The 17,056-nt window shown below is 66.7% G+C and carries 15 protein-coding genes; 12 read left to right on the top strand and 3 right to left on the bottom strand.

The window, feature by feature from the left end:
* Nucleotides 1-62: 62 nt before the first annotated feature.
* The gene (locus tag AC1M2K_RS00075; RefSeq protein WP_480239349.1) at nucleotides 63-1,577 is read right to left on the bottom strand and encodes an SDR family NAD(P)-dependent oxidoreductase; all 1,515 of its coding nucleotides are present in this window, start codon (nucleotides 1,575-1,577) and stop codon (nucleotides 63-65) included.
* A 73-nt stretch (nucleotides 1,578-1,650) separates the two neighbouring features.
* Here AC1M2K_RS00075 and pnuC point away from each other — a divergent pair, with 73 nt between their 5' ends.
* From pnuC to AC1M2K_RS00020, 11 genes are all read left to right on the top strand, one after another.
* Nucleotides 1,651-2,316, top strand: a complete 666-nt coding sequence (pnuC, locus tag AC1M2K_RS00070; protein WP_480237387.1) for a nicotinamide riboside transporter PnuC — start codon at nucleotides 1,651-1,653, stop codon at nucleotides 2,314-2,316.
* Nucleotides 2,317-2,333: 17 nt separating this feature from the next.
* On the top strand, nucleotides 2,334-4,859 hold the full coding sequence (locus tag AC1M2K_RS00065; RefSeq protein ID WP_480239348.1) for a DEAD/DEAH box helicase: 2,526 nt from the start codon (nucleotides 2,334-2,336) through the stop codon (nucleotides 4,857-4,859).
* A 213-nt stretch (nucleotides 4,860-5,072) separates the two neighbouring features.
* Entirely contained in the window at nucleotides 5,073-6,122 is a 1,050-nt protein-coding gene (argC, locus tag AC1M2K_RS00060) for an N-acetyl-gamma-glutamyl-phosphate reductase (RefSeq protein WP_480239347.1), read from the top strand.
* A complete protein-coding gene (argJ, locus tag AC1M2K_RS00055; RefSeq protein ID WP_480237384.1) occupies nucleotides 6,119-7,270 on the top strand; it encodes a bifunctional glutamate N-acetyltransferase/amino-acid acetyltransferase ArgJ in 1,152 nt (383 codons plus the stop codon). Before argC ends, argJ begins: the two co-directional genes overlap by 4 nt.
* A gap of 3 nt (nucleotides 7,271-7,273) precedes the next feature.
* Complete coding sequence (argB, locus tag AC1M2K_RS00050) at nucleotides 7,274-8,179, top strand: acetylglutamate kinase (protein WP_480239346.1); 906 nt, start codon at nucleotides 7,274-7,276, stop codon at nucleotides 8,177-8,179.
* Nucleotides 8,176-9,390 carry an acetylornithine transaminase gene (locus tag AC1M2K_RS00045; protein WP_480239345.1) on the top strand — a complete coding sequence of 405 codons (1,215 nt, stop codon included), beginning with the start codon at nucleotides 8,176-8,178 and terminating at the stop codon, nucleotides 9,388-9,390. Before argB ends, AC1M2K_RS00045 begins: the two co-directional genes overlap by 4 nt.
* The gene (gene argF, locus AC1M2K_RS00040) at nucleotides 9,387-10,310 is read left to right on the top strand and encodes an ornithine carbamoyltransferase (RefSeq protein WP_480237381.1); all 924 of its coding nucleotides are present in this window, start codon (nucleotides 9,387-9,389) and stop codon (nucleotides 10,308-10,310) included. The genes AC1M2K_RS00045 and argF overlap by 4 nt, the downstream gene beginning before the upstream one ends.
* A 63-nt stretch (nucleotides 10,311-10,373) precedes the next feature.
* Nucleotides 10,374-11,573, top strand: a complete 1,200-nt coding sequence (locus tag AC1M2K_RS00035; protein WP_480239344.1) for an argininosuccinate synthase — start codon at nucleotides 10,374-10,376, stop codon at nucleotides 11,571-11,573.
* Entirely contained in the window at nucleotides 11,573-13,015 is a 1,443-nt protein-coding gene (argH, locus tag AC1M2K_RS00030; protein ID WP_480239343.1) for an argininosuccinate lyase, read from the top strand. Before AC1M2K_RS00035 ends, argH begins: the two co-directional genes overlap by 1 nt.
* Before the next feature lie 5 nt (nucleotides 13,016-13,020).
* The gene (locus tag AC1M2K_RS00025; RefSeq protein WP_480237378.1) at nucleotides 13,021-13,620 is read left to right on the top strand and encodes a DNA-3-methyladenine glycosylase; all 600 of its coding nucleotides are present in this window, start codon (nucleotides 13,021-13,023) and stop codon (nucleotides 13,618-13,620) included.
* Nucleotides 13,621-13,651: 31 nt separating this feature from the next.
* Nucleotides 13,652-13,996 (top strand): VOC family protein, encoded by a 345-nt coding sequence (locus AC1M2K_RS00020; protein WP_480239342.1) that lies wholly within the window; start codon nucleotides 13,652-13,654, stop codon nucleotides 13,994-13,996.
* Between the two features lie 21 nt (nucleotides 13,997-14,017).
* Here the strand turns inward: AC1M2K_RS00020 and AC1M2K_RS00015 are convergent, their stop codons facing one another.
* Together AC1M2K_RS00015 and AC1M2K_RS00010 are read right to left on the bottom strand one after the other, a co-directional pair.
* Nucleotides 14,018-14,626, bottom strand: coding sequence for a hypothetical protein (locus tag AC1M2K_RS00015; protein ID WP_480239341.1), 609 nt, complete (start codon nucleotides 14,624-14,626; stop codon nucleotides 14,018-14,020).
* 23 nt (nucleotides 14,627-14,649) lie between these two features.
* Nucleotides 14,650-15,300, bottom strand: a complete 651-nt coding sequence (locus tag AC1M2K_RS00010) for a DNA-binding protein (RefSeq protein ID WP_480239340.1) — start codon at nucleotides 15,298-15,300, stop codon at nucleotides 14,650-14,652.
* Between the two features lie 122 nt (nucleotides 15,301-15,422).
* Between AC1M2K_RS00010 and tyrS the strand changes: the two genes are divergently transcribed.
* Nucleotides 15,423-16,718 (top strand): tyrosine--tRNA ligase, encoded by a 1,296-nt coding sequence (tyrS, locus tag AC1M2K_RS00005; RefSeq protein WP_480239339.1) that lies wholly within the window; start codon nucleotides 15,423-15,425, stop codon nucleotides 16,716-16,718.
* The last annotated feature ends 338 nt before the right edge of the window (nucleotides 16,719-17,056 follow it).

Raw genomic sequence — 17,056 nt, 5'->3', positions numbered from 1 at the left:
GCACAAGGCACGCTCGAGCGGCCTTTTCTCCGAAGTTGGAAACGACTCCCGTGAGCCGAGGGCTACCAGGCGCCCGGCTTGTAGTCCTTGAGGAAGCAGCCGTACAGGTCCTCGCCCGCCTCACCGCGCACGATCGGGTCGTAGACCCTGGCGGCGCCGTCGACCAGGTCGAGCGGAGCGTGGAAGCCCTCTTCGGCGAGCCGCACCTTGGTCGGATGCGGTCGCTCGTCGGTGATCCAGCCGGTGTCGACCGCGGTCATCAGGATGCCGTCCTTCTCGAGCATCTCGCCCGCGCTCGTCCTGGTCAGCATGTTGAGGGCCGCCTTGGCCATGTTCGTGTGCGGATGCCCCGGTCCCTTGTACCTGCGGGAAAACTGACCCTCCATGGCCGAGACATTCACCACGTAGGTGCGCCGAGCCGGGGACGCGGCCATCGACGGGCGCAGCCTGCTGATCAGCAGGAACGGCGCTGTCGTGTTGCAGAGCTGCACTTCGAGCATCTCGAGCGGGTCGACGTCCTCGATATTCTGCACCCAGCTGTTCGACGTCTGCAGGTCGGGCACGAGGCCACCGGCGTCGATCGCTGAACCGTCCGCGTGCTTGGCGAGCGACGACGAGCCGGGAGCCATCGCAAGGTTCGCGAGGTCGGCGGCGGTCAGCACGGGGGAGCCCGCCTCTGCCACGGTCCCGGCGAGCGACGCAACGGAGAGCAGCGGGTGCGCCGCCACGGAAGCGACGAGTGCCTCGGGGTGCTGGTCGTTGGTGTGGCCGAAGGTCTCCATCTCGGGGAGGGGGCCGTCCGGCAGCGGCTGCAGTTCGGCATCCGCCAGAAGGGAGTACGACCCCGCCGAGCGGCGAACCGTCTGCGCGGCGTTGTTGATGAGGATGTCGAGCGGGCCCTGGGCAGCGACCGAGTCGGCCAGCCCGATCACCTGGGCGGGGTCACGCAGGTCGATGCCGACGACACGGAGCCGGTGCAGCCAGTCGCCCGAGTCGGGAAGCGACGCGAACCGGCGGACGGCATCCCGCGGGAACCGCGTGGTGATCGTCGTGTGCGCCCCGTCGCGCAGCAGCCGGAGGGCGATGTACATGCCGATCTTGGCGCGGCCACCGGTGAGCAGGGCACGCTTGCCGGTGAGGTCCGTGCGGGCGTCGCGCTTGCCGTGGCTGAAGCGGGCGCAGTCGGGGCAGAGCTGGTGGTAGAAAGCGTCGACGAGCGTGTACGGCTGCTTGCAGATGTAGCAGTTGCGCGGCTTCAGCAGTTCGCCGGCGGTGGGGGCCTCGAGAGTCGTCGCCAGGGGGATGCCACGGGTCTCGTCGTCGATGCGATCGGATGCCCCTGTGGCCGTCGCGGCGATGACCGCCTTGTCGGCGTTGGCGATGGTGTCACGGAGCTCACGCCTGCGTGTTCGCTTCACGGCCTTGAACATGGCGGCAGTGGCACGCCTGACCGTGACGTAGTCCGGGTGTTCCTGGTCGAGGGTGTTCATCGAGGCGAGGACCCGGAGCGTGGTCTCGAGGTCTGAAGGGTCGATCCCGTCGCCGAGGGAAGCGGGGTCGGTCGTGGCGGCGGTCATTCGGGCGATTCTACCGGAGCGGATATGCGAGAATCCTGCGCGACGGTGGGGACACCGGTGGAAGGATGACAGCATGAACCCGATCGAGTGGCTCTTCGACGCGCAACTGGTGATCGGCGACCAGGTGATCCTCTGGCGCGAGGTGATCGGCAACGGCTTCGGCATGGCCAGTGCCGTCGGCGGCATGCGTCGCAAGGTCTGGGCCTGGCCGGTGGGAATCGTGGGCAACGTGCTCCTGTTCACCGTGTTCCTCGGTGCGGTCTTCGGAACCCCGAACCCGGTGAACCTCCTCGGGCAGGCGAGCCGCCAGGTGATGTTCATCATCGTGTCGATCTACGGCTGGGTGCAGTGGTCGAGAAGCCGCAACTCCACCACCCACACGGCCGTCACCCCGCACTGGGCGTCGAACAAGGTGAGAGTGCTGATCGGGCTCGTCCTGGTCGGCGGGACACTCGCGCTCACGCCGCTGTTCCGCGCGCTCGGGTCGTTCGAACCGGTGTGGGCGGATGCCTGGATCTTCATGGGCTCGCTCCTCGCCACCTACGGCATGGCGAAGGGCTGGGTCGAGTTCTGGCTGATCTGGATCGCGGTCGACATCGTCGGTGTCCCGTTGCTGATCAGCGCGGGGTACTACGCGTCAGCGGTGCTGTACGCGTTCTACGGCGGGTTCACCCTCGTCGGGTTTCTCATCTGGATGAGGGTGCAGCGGAGAAGCGCGCTGGCGATCGACACCGCGTAAGGCATGATCGAAGGACCATGACACTCTCCCCGACGCTGGACCCGCACGCCCTTCGCGCCACCCTCGGTGAGGACATCGAAGCGGATGCCGTCTACGACGCGTTCTCCGAGTGGGTCACGGCGACAGGCATCCGTCTCTATCCTGCCCAGGACGAAGCGCTCATCGAGATCGTCTCCGGCCAGAACCTCATCCTCAGCACCCCGACAGGCACAGGCAAGTCACTCGTCGCGGTCGGCGCGCACTTCGCGGCGCTCGTCGCCGGCAAGCGGAGCTTCTACACGGCACCGATCAAGGCCCTCGTGAGTGAGAAGTTCTTCGCCCTCGTCGATGTGTTCGGCGCCGAGAACGTCGGCATGATGACGGGGGACTCCTCGGTGAACGCGGATGCGCCGATCATCTGCTGTACCGCGGAGATCCTCGCCAATCTCGCCCTGCGCAACGGTGAGGACACCGAGGTCGATCAGGTGGTGATGGACGAGTTCCACTTCTACGCGGACCCCGAACGCGGCTGGGCCTGGCAGGTCCCGCTGCTCAGCCTGCCGCGGGTGCAGTTCATCCTGCTGTCGGCGACTCTCGGTGACGTGACGGCGCTCGCCGAAGATCTGTCGAAGCGCACGGGCCGCGAGACCGCGCTCGTCACAGGTGTCGAACGTCCGGTGCCTCTGCACTTCTACTACGAGACCACGCCGATCCACGAGACCGTCGACGAGCTCCTGACCACCGGCCAGGCGCCCGTCTACGTCGTGCACTTCTCGCAGGCCGCAGCCATGGAACGTGCCCAGTCGATGTCGAGCATGAAAGTGGCGACACGTGAACAGCGGGATGCCATCGCGGAGCTGATCGGCGAATTCCGGTTCACCACGAGCTTCGGCAAGACCCTGTCGCGGCTCATCCGTGCGGGGATCGGCGTGCACCACGCCGGAATGCTGCCGAAATACCGCCGGCTCGTCGAACAGCTCGCCCAGCGTGGATACCTGCGGGTCATCTGCGGCACAGACACCCTCGGCGTCGGCATCAACGTGCCCATCCGCACCGTGCTGTTCACCGCGCTCACCAAGTACGACGGCACAAGGATGCGCCAGCTCAAGGCGCGCGAATTCCACCAGATCGCCGGCCGCGCCGGACGCGCGGGTTTCGACACCGCCGGGACCGTCGTCGTGCAGGCACCGGAGCACGAGACCGAGAACCTCAGTGCGATCAAGAAGGCCGGGGACGACCCGAAGAAGAAGCGCAAGATCATCCGCAAAAAGGCGCCAGACGGGTTCGTCTCGTGGGGCGAGCCGTCGTTCCAGCGCATCGTCGCCGCTGAACCGGAGACGCTCACGTCGAGCATGCAGATCACGTCGGCGATGCTCATCAATGTCATCGGGCGCGGGGGAGACGTGTACCGGCACGTGCACGACCTCGTGTTCGACAACCACGAACCATGGAAGCGGCAGCTGGAACTGGCGCGGCGTGCCCTCGGCATCTACCGCACACTCCGCGAGTCAGGCATCGTCGAGCAGTCCGCGGACGGCACGATCAGGCTCACCGTCGACCTGCAGCCGAACTTCGCGCTCAACCAGCCACTGTCGCCGTTCGCGCTCGCCGCGTTCGACCTGCTCGACCCGGAAGACCCGGGTTACGCCCTCGACATGATCTCGATCGTCGAGGCCACCCTCGACGACCCGCGAGCCGTTCTCAGCCAGCAGCAGTTCCTCGCCAGGGGCGAAGCCGTCGCCGCCATGAAGTCCGAAGGGATCGAATACGACGAGCGGATGGAGTTGCTCGAGCAGATCACCCACCCGAAGCCGCTCGAGGAACTGCTCACTGTCACCTTCGAGACGTACAGCGCCGCGCAGCCGTGGATCCGCGACTTCGAGCTCAACCCGAAGTCCGTCGTTCGCGACATGTACGAGCGGGCCATGTCGTTCGGTGAGTTCATCGCCTTCTACAAGCTCGCCCGCTCGGAGGGCGTGGTCCTGCGGTACCTCTCCGACGCGTACCGCGCAGCACGGCAGACCATCCCGGACGACGTCAAGACCGAGGACCTGCTCGACCTCATCGAGTGGCTCGGCGAGCTCGTACGCCAGGTCGACTCGAGCCTGCTCGACGAGTGGGAGGAACTCAGCCACCCAGACGCGAAGAAGCACGCCGAACACGCCAACGACATCGTCCCTCCTGCACCCAAGCGGCTGACCGGGAACGTCCGGGCGTTCCGCATCCTCGTTCGCAACGAGCTGTTCCGCCGGGTCCAGCTCGCGGCACTCGAGGATTACGACGCCCTCGGTGACCTCGATGCGGCATCCGGATTCGATGCAGACCGCTGGGCAGACCAGCTCGACGGCTACTTCGGCGAGTACGACCAGATCCTCACCGGCCAGGACGCCAGGAGTTCCGCGCTGCTGATCCTCGATGAGAGCGGACCGGTGTGGACGGCGCGGCAGATCTTCGACGACCCGGCCGGTGACCACGACTGGGGCATCAGCGCCGAGATCGACCTGGCCGAGTCCGACGAGCAGGGGTTCGCCGTGATCAGCGTCACCGGAGTGGACCGGCTCTGACACCCGATTGGCGGATGCCGCACCGCACCCGCTACAGTCGATGCATGGCCATCTCCGACAGCAGTGTTCTCGCACAGGGCTCAGCCCCCTGCGCACTGCGTCGACGCCGTAACACCTCAGAGCGACGATAGGCGACGCTGGGCGAACGGTGCAGGGCACGGTTCCGACGGACGTCGCCGACCTGACCATCGTTTTCCTCATTAAGGTAGAGCCATGTCCTTCTCTGTAGCCGTAGCCGGTGCATCCGGCTACGCGGGGGGCGAGTTGCTGCGATTGCTTGCGGCCCACCCCGACTTCGACATCCGCACAGTCACCGCGCACTCCAATGCCGGCCAGCCCCTGGCATCCGTCCAGCCGCACCTGCGGTCCCTCGCGCATCTCACTCTGTCCGAGACGACACCGGAGAACCTCTCCGGACACGACGTCGTCTTCCTCGCACTGCCGCACGGCAAATCCGGTGAGGTCACCGAGGCGCTCGACCCCGGCACACTCGTCGTCGACTGCGGGGCCGACCATCGGCTCACGAGCGAGACCGACTGGGCTGCGTTCTACGGTGGCGACTACTTCGGCGCCTGGCCGTACGGTGTGCCCGAACTGATCGTTGCAGCGGACGGTACCAAACAGCGCGATCGTCTGTCCGGCGTCCGTCGGATCGCGGCACCGGGCTGCAACGCCAGCACCGTGGCACTGTCGCTCGCCCCCGGTATCCACGCCGGCGTGATCGAGCCGCTCGACATCGTCACCGTCCTCGCGGTCGGTCCGTCCGGTGCGGGCAAAGCGCTGAAGAGCAACCTGCTCGCCGCCGAAATCCTCGGTTCGGCGAACCCATACGCCGTCGGTGGCAGCCACAGGCACGTGCCGGAAATCGCCCAGAGCCTCCGCGGCGCAGGAGCTTCCGAGGTCAGCGTGTCGTTCACCCCCGTGCTCGTGCCGATGTCCCGGGGCATCCTCGCAACCTCGACCGCCCGTATCGTGCCCGGGACGAGTGCGGACGCCGTCCGTGCGGCGTGGCAGGACGCATACGGCGACGAGACATTCGTCCAGCTGCTCCCCGCCGGCCAGTTCCCGCGCACAGCGGACGTACTCGGCGCGAACACCATGCTGATGGGACTCGCCGTCGACGAGGCCGCCGGTCGCGTCGTCGTCGTGACCGCCGTCGACAACCTCGCCAAGGGCACTGCTGGTGCCGCCATCCAGTCAGCCAACATCGCCATCGGCCTCGAGGAATCGACCGGCCTTCCGGTGAACGGAGTCGCACCATGACCGTCACGACAGCACAGGGATTCGAAGCCGCCGGTATCGCCGTCGGTCTGAAGGCCTCCGGGGGCAAGGACCTCGCCCTCATCGTCAACCGTGGTCCGCGTCACTCCTCGGCCGCGGTCTTTACGAGCAACCGAGCCAAAGCGAACCCGATCCTCTGGTCACAGCAGGTGATCGCGGACGGAACGGTGTCGGCCATCGTCCTCAACTCGGGTGGAGCCAACTGTTTCACCGGCCCTGAAGGCTTCCAGACCACGCACGCAACAGCAGAGGCCGTCGCTGCCGCACTCGGGACATCTGCCGGCGATGTGCTCGTCTGCTCGACCGGCCTGATCGGCGACCAGCTCGACCGCGACAAACTCCTCCCCGGTGTCGCCACTGCAGCGGAGGCACTCAGCACCGAAGGTGGTGCGGATGCCGCCGAAGCGATTCTGACGACGGACAGCCACGCCAAGACTGCTGTGTTCGAAGGGGACGGCTGGGTGATCGGCGGAATGGCCAAGGGCGCAGGCATGCTCGCGCCGGGCCTCGCCACGATGCTCGTCGTGATCACGACCGACGCAAGCCTCGCCTCCGACCAGCTCGATCGCGCCCTCCGTGCGGCAACCCGGGTGAGTTTCGACCGGCTCGATTCGGACGGCTGCATGTCGACGAACGACCAGGTCACGGTGCTGGCGTCCGGAGCCTCAGGCGTCGAACCCGACGCCGAGGAATTCGCACACGGACTGCGTGAGATCTGCCTCGACCTGGCTCGACAGCTGCAGTCGGACGCCGAAGGCGCCGCACACGACATCACGATCGAGGTCGTCGGCGCGGTGACCGAGGACGACGCGGTCGAAGTCGGCCGCTCAGTGGCCAGGAACAACCTGTTCAAGGCGGCTGTGTTCGGCAACGATCCCAACTGGGGCCGTGTGCTTGCAGCCATCGGAACAACGCGCGCGCCGTTCGACCCGTACGCCGTCGATGTCAGCATGAACGGCGTCCGGGTCTGCCACGCAGGTGCGCCTGACCAGTCACGCGACCTCGTCGACCTCACGGAACGCGCCGTGCACGTCCTCATCGACCTCAAGGAGGGGGTCCAGTCTGCGACCATCCTCACCAACGACCTCACGCACGACTACGTGCATGAGAACAGCGCGTACTCGAGCTAGACGATGCCGACAGTCATCCCAGCATCCACAGCCGAGGCCATCGCCAAGGCATCCGTCCTCATCGAGGCGCTGCCGTGGCTCAAGCGCTACCACGGTGCGATCGCCGTCGTGAAGTTCGGCGGAAACGCCATGGTCAGTCCCGAACTCACCCGCGCGTTCGCCGAAGACATGGTGTTCCTCCGCCACGCCGGCCTGAAGCCCGTCGTCGTCCACGGCGGCGGCCCGCAGATCTCCGCGCGACTCACCGAACTCGGCATCGCGAGCGAGTTCCGTGGCGGCTACCGGGTCACCACGCCGGAGGCCATGACCGTCGTCCGCGACGTTCTCCGCGGCGAGGTGAACAAACACCTCGTCGACCTCATCAACGAGCACGGCGATTTGGCCGTCGGACTGAGCGGCGAGGATTCGTCCCTCTTCACCGGGCGCAGGCGCGGCGTCGAAATCGACGGGGAAACGGTCGACCTCGGACTCGTCGGCGACGTCGTCGCCGTCGACCCGCACGCGGTCCTCTCATCGATCGAGGCCGGGCTCATCCCAGTGATCTCCTCGATCGCTCCTGACGGCGACGCGCCGGGCCAGGTGCTCAACGTGAACGCGGATGCCGCGGCATCCGCCCTCGCCGTGGCCCTGAAAGCCGACAAGTTCCTCATCCTCACCGACGTAGCCGGCCTGTACAGCGACTGGCCCAACCGGGAATCGCTCGTCTCCGTCATCACGACGGGGGAACTGCGTGACCTGTTGCCGTCACTGGAATCGGGCATGATCCCGAAGATGGCCGCGTGCCTCGAAGCGGTCGTCGGGGGAGTCGTCAACGCCGCCATCATCGACGGTCGGCTTGAGCACTCCATCCTGCTCGAGGTATTCACCCAGCAGGGCATCGGCACCCAGGTAGTGGAGGACGAATCATGACCGACTGGCACGACGCGGCTACGGCCGACATGATGCGGGTGTTCGGCGAACCGCAGGCGCTCCTCGTCCGCGGCTCCGGCTGCCGGGTCTGGGGTGCAGACGGCACCGAGTACCTCGACTTCCTCGGTGGCATCGCTGTGAACGTTCTCGGCCACGCCCACCCGGCGATGGTTGCAGCGATCAGCGCCCAGGCCGCTGAGCTGATCCACATCTCCAACTACTTCGTCAGTCCACCGCAGCTGGAGCTGGCGGCCAGGCTCAAGAGGCTCACCGGTGCCGGCCCGGCCGGCCGGGTGTTCTTCACGAACTCGGGGACGGAAGCCAACGAGGCCGCGTTCAAACTGGCGAGGCTCAACAGCGGCGAAGGCGGTCGCACGCGCATCCTCGCGCTGAACAACTCGTTCCACGGCCGCACGATGGGTGCGCTCGCACTCACCGGGAAGCCCGCGATCCAGACTCCGTTCGCCCCGCTTCCCGGGGGAGTCGAACATCTGGACAGCACGATCGAAGCGCTCGAAGCCGCGATCGACGACACCGTCGCGGCCCTCGTCGTCGAACCGATCAAGGGCGAAGCAGGCGTCGTCGAATTGCCGCAGGGCTACCTCGCCCGCGCCCGCGAGCTGACCGAACGGCACGGCGTCCTCCTTATTCTCGACGAGGTCCAGACCGGGGCAGGGCGCACCGGGGAGTGGTTCGCGTTCCAGCGTGAGGGAATCGTCCCGGATGCCATCACCCTCGCCAAGGGTCTCGGCGGCGGTTTCCCGATCGGCGCCCTCGTCACCTTCGGCGAAGCATCCGACCTGTTCACCCCCGGCACGCACGGGAGCACGTTCAGCGGCAACCCGCTGGCGACCGCGACGGCGAACGCGGTGCTCGGCGAGATCGAGGACGCGGGACTGGTCGACAACGCCCGTGTGCGGGGAGCCGAACTGCGCGAACTCGTCCTGGGGATCGGTTCACCGCTCATCACAGAGGTGCGCGGTGCCGGCCTGTTGATCGGTATCGGTCTGTCCGAACCGGTCGCGGCAGATCTCGTGCGTGAGGCCCTGGCCGCCGGGCTCATCATCAACGCCCCGAACCCCACCACCATCCGCCTCGCCCCGCCGCTCATCGTCGGCGACGACGACGTACGCGTCTTCGGCGAACGCTTCCGCGCCGCGCTCGATGCACTCGACGTGCCGGCCGACTCCCGAACGAAGGAATCCCAGTGACCAGACACTTCCTGCGCGACGACGACCTCAGCCCCGCCGAGCAGTCGGAAATCCTCGACCTCGCGATCGAACTGAAGAAGGACCGGTACTCGCGCCGTCCCCTCGAAGGGCCGCAGACCGTCGCCGTCATCTTCGACAAGTCGTCGACGAGGACCAGGGTGTCCTTCGCCGTGGGGATCGCCGATCTCGGCGGAGTCCCGCTGATCATCTCCACCGCCTCGAGCCAGCTCGGTGGCAAGGAGACCGCGGCAGACACTGCCCGTGTCCTCGAACGCCAGGTCGCAGCCATCGTCTGGCGAACATACGGCCAGGCGGGACTCGAGGAGATGGCCCAGGGCACGACGATCCCGGTCGTCAACGCTCTGTCGGACGACTTCCACCCGTGTCAGCTGCTCGCCGACCTGCTCACGATCCGTGAGCACAAGGGCGAACTGGCCGGTCTCACCCTCACCTTCGTCGGCGACGGTGCGTGCAACATGGCCCAGTCGTACCTGCTCGCCGGGACGACGGCCGGAATGCACGTGCGCATCGCGTCGCCGGAGGGCTTCACCCCGAACCAGCAGGTCGTCGCGGATGCCACCGCGATCGCCGAGACGACAGGCGGTTCGGTCGAACTGTTCACCGACGCCCGCGAGGCAGCGGCGGGCAGCGACATCCTCGTCACAGACACCTGGGTGTCGATGGGCAAGGAAGAGGAGAAAGCTGCACGCGTCGCTGTGCTCGGCCCGTACCGGGTCGACGCCGACATGATGGCGCTGGCTCACGCCGACGCCGTCTTCATGCACTGCCTCCCGGCAGACCGCGGCTTCGAAGTGACGGCCGACGTCATCGATGGTCCGCAGTCGATCGTCTGGGACGAGGCGGAGAACCGCCTGCACGCCCAGAAGGCGCTGCTCGTCTGGCTGCTCGAACGGGCCTGAACCCCGCCCATCCGGGCAGATCACTACACTTAAAAACCACTGCAAATCAAGGAGAAGAACTTCATGGCGGAACGCGTCGTACTCGCATACTCGGGCGGCCTCGACACCTCGGTGGGAATCGGCTGGTTGAAGGATGCCACAGGCAAAGAGGTCGTCGCGCTCGCGATCGACGTCGGCCAGGAGGGCGAGGACATGGAGGTCATCCGCCAGCGTGCGCTGGATTGCGGTGCCGTCGAATCCGTCGTCGTCGACGCTCGTGACGAGTTCGCGAACGACTACCTCATGCCTGCGCTCAAGGCCAACGCGCTGTACCAGAAGCGTTACCCGCTCGTCTCGGCACTGAGCCGCCCGCTGATCGCGAAGTACCTCGCGTCGACCGCCAAGGAGCTCGGCGCGAACAGTGTCGCCCACGGCTGCACCGGCAAGGGCAACGACCAGGTCCGCTTCGAAGCGGCCGTCGCCGCCCTCGCGCCCGACCTCACCAGCATCGCGCCGGTCCGCGACCTCGCGCTGACCCGCGACAAGGCGATCGTCTACGCCGAGCAGCACAACCTGCCGATCGCGCAGTCGAAGAAGAGCCCGTACTCCATCGACCAGAACGTCTGGGGTCGCGCCGTCGAGACCGGATTCCTCGAGGACCCGTGGAACGCGCCGATCGAAGACCTCTACACATACACGAAGGACCCGGCTGAGGCCGGCGCCCCGACCGAGGTCGTCGTCACGTTCGACCAGGGTGTGCCCGTCGCCTACGACGGCAAGTCCATCACGCCGCTGCAGGCGGTCGAGCTGATGAACCGGCTCGCAGGCGACCAGGGTGTCGGCCGTATCGACATCGTCGAAGACCGCCTGATCGGCATCAAGAGCCGTGAGGTCTACGAGTCGCCGGCAGGAATCGCCCTCATCACCGCGCACGAAGAGCTCGAGAACATGACCGTCGAGCGCGACCTCGCGCGCTACAAGCGCTCGGTTGAATCGAAGTGGGCCGAGCTGGTCTACGACGGCCTGTGGTTCTCCGGCCTGAAGAAGGCACTCGACGTGTTCATCGACGAGACCCAGAAGCACGTCTCGGGTGACATCCGCCTCAAGCTGCACGCCGGGACCGCCGTGGTGACGGGCCGCAGGAGCGACTCGAGCCTGTACGACTTCAACCTCGCCACCTACGACACGGGTGACACGTTCGACCAGTCACTCGCCAAGGGCTTCATCGAGCTGTGGTCGCTGCCCAGCAAGATCTCCGCCCGTCGCGACGCCGGCCAGGAGTAATGACGATGACGGGTGACGACTCGCAGAACCGCGCAGGCGAGGCGGGGGCACTCTGGGGCGGCCGCTTCGCCAGCGGTCCGTCACCCGAACTGTCCCGGCTGAGCAAGTCGACGCAATTCGACTGGCAGCTGGCCGCGTACGACATCGCCGGTTCGCGGGCGCACGCGAAAGCGCTCGGGGCCGCCGGCTATCTGAGCGACCAGGAACTGGTCGCCATGCTCGACGCACTCGACCGGCTCGATGCCGACGTGACATCGGGGGCGTTCAGCGCCGCGGAATCCGATGAGGACGTGCACTCGGCTCTCGAACGAGGACTGATCGAGCGCGCCGGGGTCGAACTCGGCGGCAAGCTCCGCGCCGGACGCAGCCGAAACGACCAGATCGCCACGCTCGTCCGGTTGTACCTGCTCGACCATTCCCGGCTGATCGGCCACCTTGTCGTTCAGCTCATCGATGCCATCGCTTCACAGGCCGAGGTGCACAGCGACGCGCCGATGCCCGGACGTACCCATCTCCAGCACGCCCAGCCTGTGCTGCTCGCGCACCACCTGCTCGCGCACGCCTGGCCGCTGGTCCGCGACCTGGAACGGCTCGCCGACTGGACGAAGCGGGCCTCGGCGTCGCCGTACGGTGCCGGTGCACTCGCGGGCGGTTCGCTCGGGCTGGATCCGCAACTCGTGGCATCCGAGCTCGGTCTCGACCGCCCGACCGAGAACTCCATCGACGCAACCGCCAGCCGCGACGTGGTCGCGGAGTTCGCGTTCGTCACGGCGCTGATCGGGATCAATCTCTCCCGGTTCGCCGAGGAAATCATCATCTGGAACACGCGTGAGTTCGACTTCGTCACGCTCGACGACGGCTACTCGACCGGTTCGAGCATCATGCCGCAGAAGAAGAACCCCGACATCGCCGAACTCGCGCGCGGCAAGTCTGGCCGGCTGATCGGGAACCTCACCGGACTTCTGGCGACGCTCAAGGGCATCCCGCTCGCATACAACCGTGACCTGCAGGAGGACAAGGAGCCTGTCTTTGACACCGTCGAACAGCTCGAAGTCCTGTTGCCTGCCTTCACCGGCATGGTCGCGACGCTCCGGTTCAACACCGATCGGATGGCCGAACTCGCGCCGCAGGGATTCTCGCTCGCCACCGACGTGGCGGAGTGGCTCGTCAAGCAGGGCGTGTCGTTCAGGGACGCCCACGAGATCTCGGGCGAACTCGTCCAGCACTGCGAGGAACGCGGCCTCGAGTTGCACGAACCCTCTGACGAGGATCTCGCCGCACTGTCACCGCACCTCACCCCGGCCGTCCGCGATGTGCTCACGGTGGCCGGATCGATCGGCTCCCGCACAGGAGTCGGCGGAACGGCTCCTGAACGGGTCGCTGAACAGCGCGCGAAGCTGACGTCCCGTGTTCGCGTGCTCTCGCAAGCACTGGTGGGCTGAGCCCGGTGGTCACCGCACTCGACCGGGCGTTCCTCGAGCGGCCGTCGCTCGAGGTCGCCCCGGCCCTGCTCGGTGCTGTGCTCCGCCACACGACGGATGCCGGAACGGTGGCGGTGCGGATCACCGAGGTCGAGGCGTACGTCGGGCAGGGCGTCGACCCCGGCTCGCACGCCTTCCGAGGCAAGACTGCGAGGAACGCCAGCATGTTCGGCGAACCCGGGCACCTCTACTGCTACTTCACCTACGGGATGCACGTCTGCGCCAACGTCGTCTGTTCCCCGGAAGGCGAGGCGTCCGGGTGCCTGCTCCGCGCAGGCGAGGTCGTCGAGGGCATCGACCTGGCGCGGTTCCGCCGCACGACGTCGAAGAACGATCGTGACCTGGCGCAAGGGCCCGCCAGACTGGTCGTCGCGCTCGGAATCAGCCTCGGCGACGACGGCAGCGACCTCTTCGCCCCGCCGTTCGAACTCGAACCGGCGACAGGTCCTGTCGAGCACTCCACAGGTCCGCGTACCGGGCTCGCCGGGGGAGCCGATCTCCCGTGGCGGTTCTGGATCCCGGGCGAGCCGAGCGTCTCACCGTACAAGAAGCATCCGAAGGCTTGACCTCGCCGAGCGATGGCGCTTGGCTGACGGCATGGCAACGGTAGAGCATTTCGAGATCCCCGCAGATGACATGGCGCGCGCGAAGGCGTTCTACGGAACGATCTTCGGCTGGTCCATGACCGATTGGGACGCAGATAACACGATGATCGACAAGCCGGACGCCGGCGGGATCGGCGGTGACATCCACAAACGCAATGTGGTGCCGCATCCCACCGTCGTGATCAGCGTCGACAACATCGAGGAAACGCTGGCGTTGGTCGAAGCCAACGGAGGTAAGCGGGTGGGCGAGATCGAGGCGCTCACTGAGACCGACCGCTACGCCTACTTCACCGACAGTGAGGGCAACATCGTGGGGCTGTTCGACACGACCGAGTGAGTCGGGCTTCGTCGCGCCGGCTCAGCTCAGGGCGAAGATGAACAGTGCGGCGCTCGACGACGCCCAGATGAGGCTGGCGAACGTGCCGATGATGAAGCGTTCACGCGCTTCGGCCGCGGCAAGTTCGGTGAAGCGGCCGACACCCTTGATGGCGATGATCACGGCGATGGCTTCGGGGAACCCCGCCATGAGCGTTGCCGCGACGGCGAAGCGTTCCAGATAGCCGATGGTGCGTCCGCCGCGCAGCACCTCGTGCTGCTCACCTGCCGTGGCCCTGAGCGCGCCGCCTGCGGCACGGTCGGGCTCGGTGACGATGATGCCGCCGAACAGGCCGGGCCGGACGAGGCCGCGCGTCGCAAGTTTGAGCACGTAGCTCGTGGCGATCCCGCCCCCGAGAACCGCGATCGCGATGGCGAGGATGCCGAGAGTGACGGTGACTCCGAGCGGAGCGTCAGGCGACGGGATCGCCAGAAGCACGAGGTCGACCCCCAGTAGGGCTGCCGCGATCGAAATGATCTTGTTCTTGCGGCGCCAGTGGGCGATGCCGACCGTTGCGAGGCATCCGGCCGCGAGCACGAGCGCGAACACCCAGTAGAGGGTGATCGGTAGGGCACCGGTGATGGGGCTCACTGTCGTTCTCCTGCCGTGTCGGCTCAGTCGGCCTGGACGTCGTCGCCGCCCGGCGCTGGAGCCGGATCTGCTGAACGGTTGACCGTGTCGAGAAGCCTAACAAGGGCCTCAGACGACGCCCTCTCGACACGGATGCCGGCAGTGCGGGCGCGCAGGCTGGCCGCCCCGGCCGTGATGCCCAGCCGTTCAGCCGATTCAGACTGGGTCAGTCCGGTGGTCAGCAGGTCGTAGAGTTCCCAGCCGGCGTCGGTCCGGCGTTCACGCAGCACGAGCAGGAGGGAGACGAGTGCTTCGACATCCGCGCCTCGGATGCTGTCGTCGGTGTCATCGGCGGCTGTGAGCGCGAACCGGATCTGTGACTTCTTGGCGCGGGTCACGGCATCCCTCGCCGCGAAGAAGGCCTCGCCTGTCGCCTCGCGGGTCGCGCGGGGAAGCGGCAGTCGCGCCGGTCCGATACCGACGCCGACGCTCCAGGCGTCTTCGCGGGTTAGCTCGAGAACGATGGCGAGCGTGTCGGTGGCTGTGGCCGGGAGGATCTGGATCTCATCACCCGCCGTGCGTTCGGCGGGCAGGAGCAGCGTCGGTCCGTCCGACGCGTTGAGCGAGTCCAGGGCGGATGCCGCTCGGTCCGGCTGGTTCCTGCTGTCCACCTGGTCTGCGGTGATGACGAACATGATTCTCCTCCTTTTAGCCTGGAAGCATAACTAAGCTGATGTTAGCCAACACCCTAAACATCGTCAAGAGTGAGGCCACAGGCTCACATCGGACGGTAAGCGGCGCTGGTACTCTTGCTCTCGTGTCGCAGCCCCAACTCCAGCCCCAGTCCAATGACCCGTCGTTCGAGGATGTCTGGGAGGAGATCGTCTGGCGAGGACTTGTGCACGTGTCAACAGACGCCGCCGAGCTGAAGACTCTGCTGTCCGGGCCGCCGATCACCTACTACTGCGGGTTCGACCCGACCGCCCCGAGCCTCCACCTGGGAAACCTGGTGCAGCTGCTCCTGCTTCGGCGCATCCAGCTCGCCGGCCACAAACCGCTCGGCCTCGTCGGGGGATCGACCGGTCTGATCGGTGACCCGCGCCCAACGGCGGAGCGCACGCTCAACACCCGCGACACGGTCGCCGAGTGGGTGGGGTACCTCCAGGCACAGGTCTCCCGGTTCCTCAGCTTCGAGGGCGACAACGCGGCACGGCTGGTCAACAACCTCGACTGGACGGCGCCGCTCTCGGCCATCGACTTCCTGCGCGATGTCGGCAAGTACTTCCGGGTGGGCACGATGCTCAAGAAGGATGCCGTCAGCGCACGCCTCAATTCGGACGCCGGCATCAGCTACACCGAGTTCAGCTACCAGATTCTGCAGGGCATGGACTTCCTCGAGCTGTACCGCAGCTACGACTGCGTGTTGCAGACCGGCGGCAGCGACCAGTGGGGCAACCTCACGAGTGGAACCGACCTCATCCACAAGGCCGAAGGGAAGAGCGCGCACGCCATCGGCACACCGCTCATCACCAACTCGGACGGATCGAAGTTCGGCAAGAGCGAGGGAAACGCCGTCTGGCTGGACCCGGCACTGACGAGCCCGTACGCGTTCTACCAGTTCTGGCTCAACTCGGACGATGCCGACGTGATCGCACGGCTGAAGATCTTCACCTTCCTCACGCGCGACGAGATCGAGCAGCTCGAGCAGGCCGTCGCCTCCGAGCCGTTCCGCCGTGAAGCGCAGAAGCGCCTGGCCTGGGAAGTCACCGCCCTGGTCCACGGCGCGGAAGCGACGGATGCCGCGATCGCCGCGTCCGCCGCGCTGTTCGGGCAGGGCGAACTGGAGAGCCTCGACGCTGACACCCTGGCTGCCGCACTCCACGAACTGCCGAACACGACCGCTGCGCCCGGCGCCGCGATCACCCAGCTCCTCGTCGACACCGGACTCACCTCCAGCCTGGGCGAAGCGCGCCGCGCGATCGCACAGGGTGGGGTCTACCTCAACAACGCCAAAGTCGGCGACGAATCGGCCGTGCTCGAGAGCACCCTGGCCGGGGGAGTGGCGGTCCTCCGCCGCGGCAAGAAGACCCTCGCCGGCGTCTTCCCGCGCTGAATTCCGGGCGACACGCCCGGGCCGCAGCCGCAATTTGCGAGGCCTCCGGGATGTGCGTAAAGTAATCACTCGTCACCCCAAAGGTGCGGCGGAGCGGAACAGCTCGCCGGCCTCATGCGGGACCAAACCTCCCTTCAGAATCCCCCCGATTATTCGGAGTTTCGATTCGGAAGAGAGGATGATCCTCACTCAGGATCTCCCTCGTATTCGAGACTCGGACTTCGGTCCGGAGCGCGTGCGACACCGGAGAAAATGGGTGCTAGGATAGAGAAGTTGCCCTGCGGAGCAGCCCGGAAGGGTGAAAAGTGGGAGCATCCGATCCTTGAGAACTCAACAGC

The organism is Mycetocola sp. Y171, assembly GCF_056713165.1.
The sequence above is the reverse complement of the archived record's forward strand: the minus strand, read 5'-3'. Positions and strand labels throughout refer to the sequence as shown.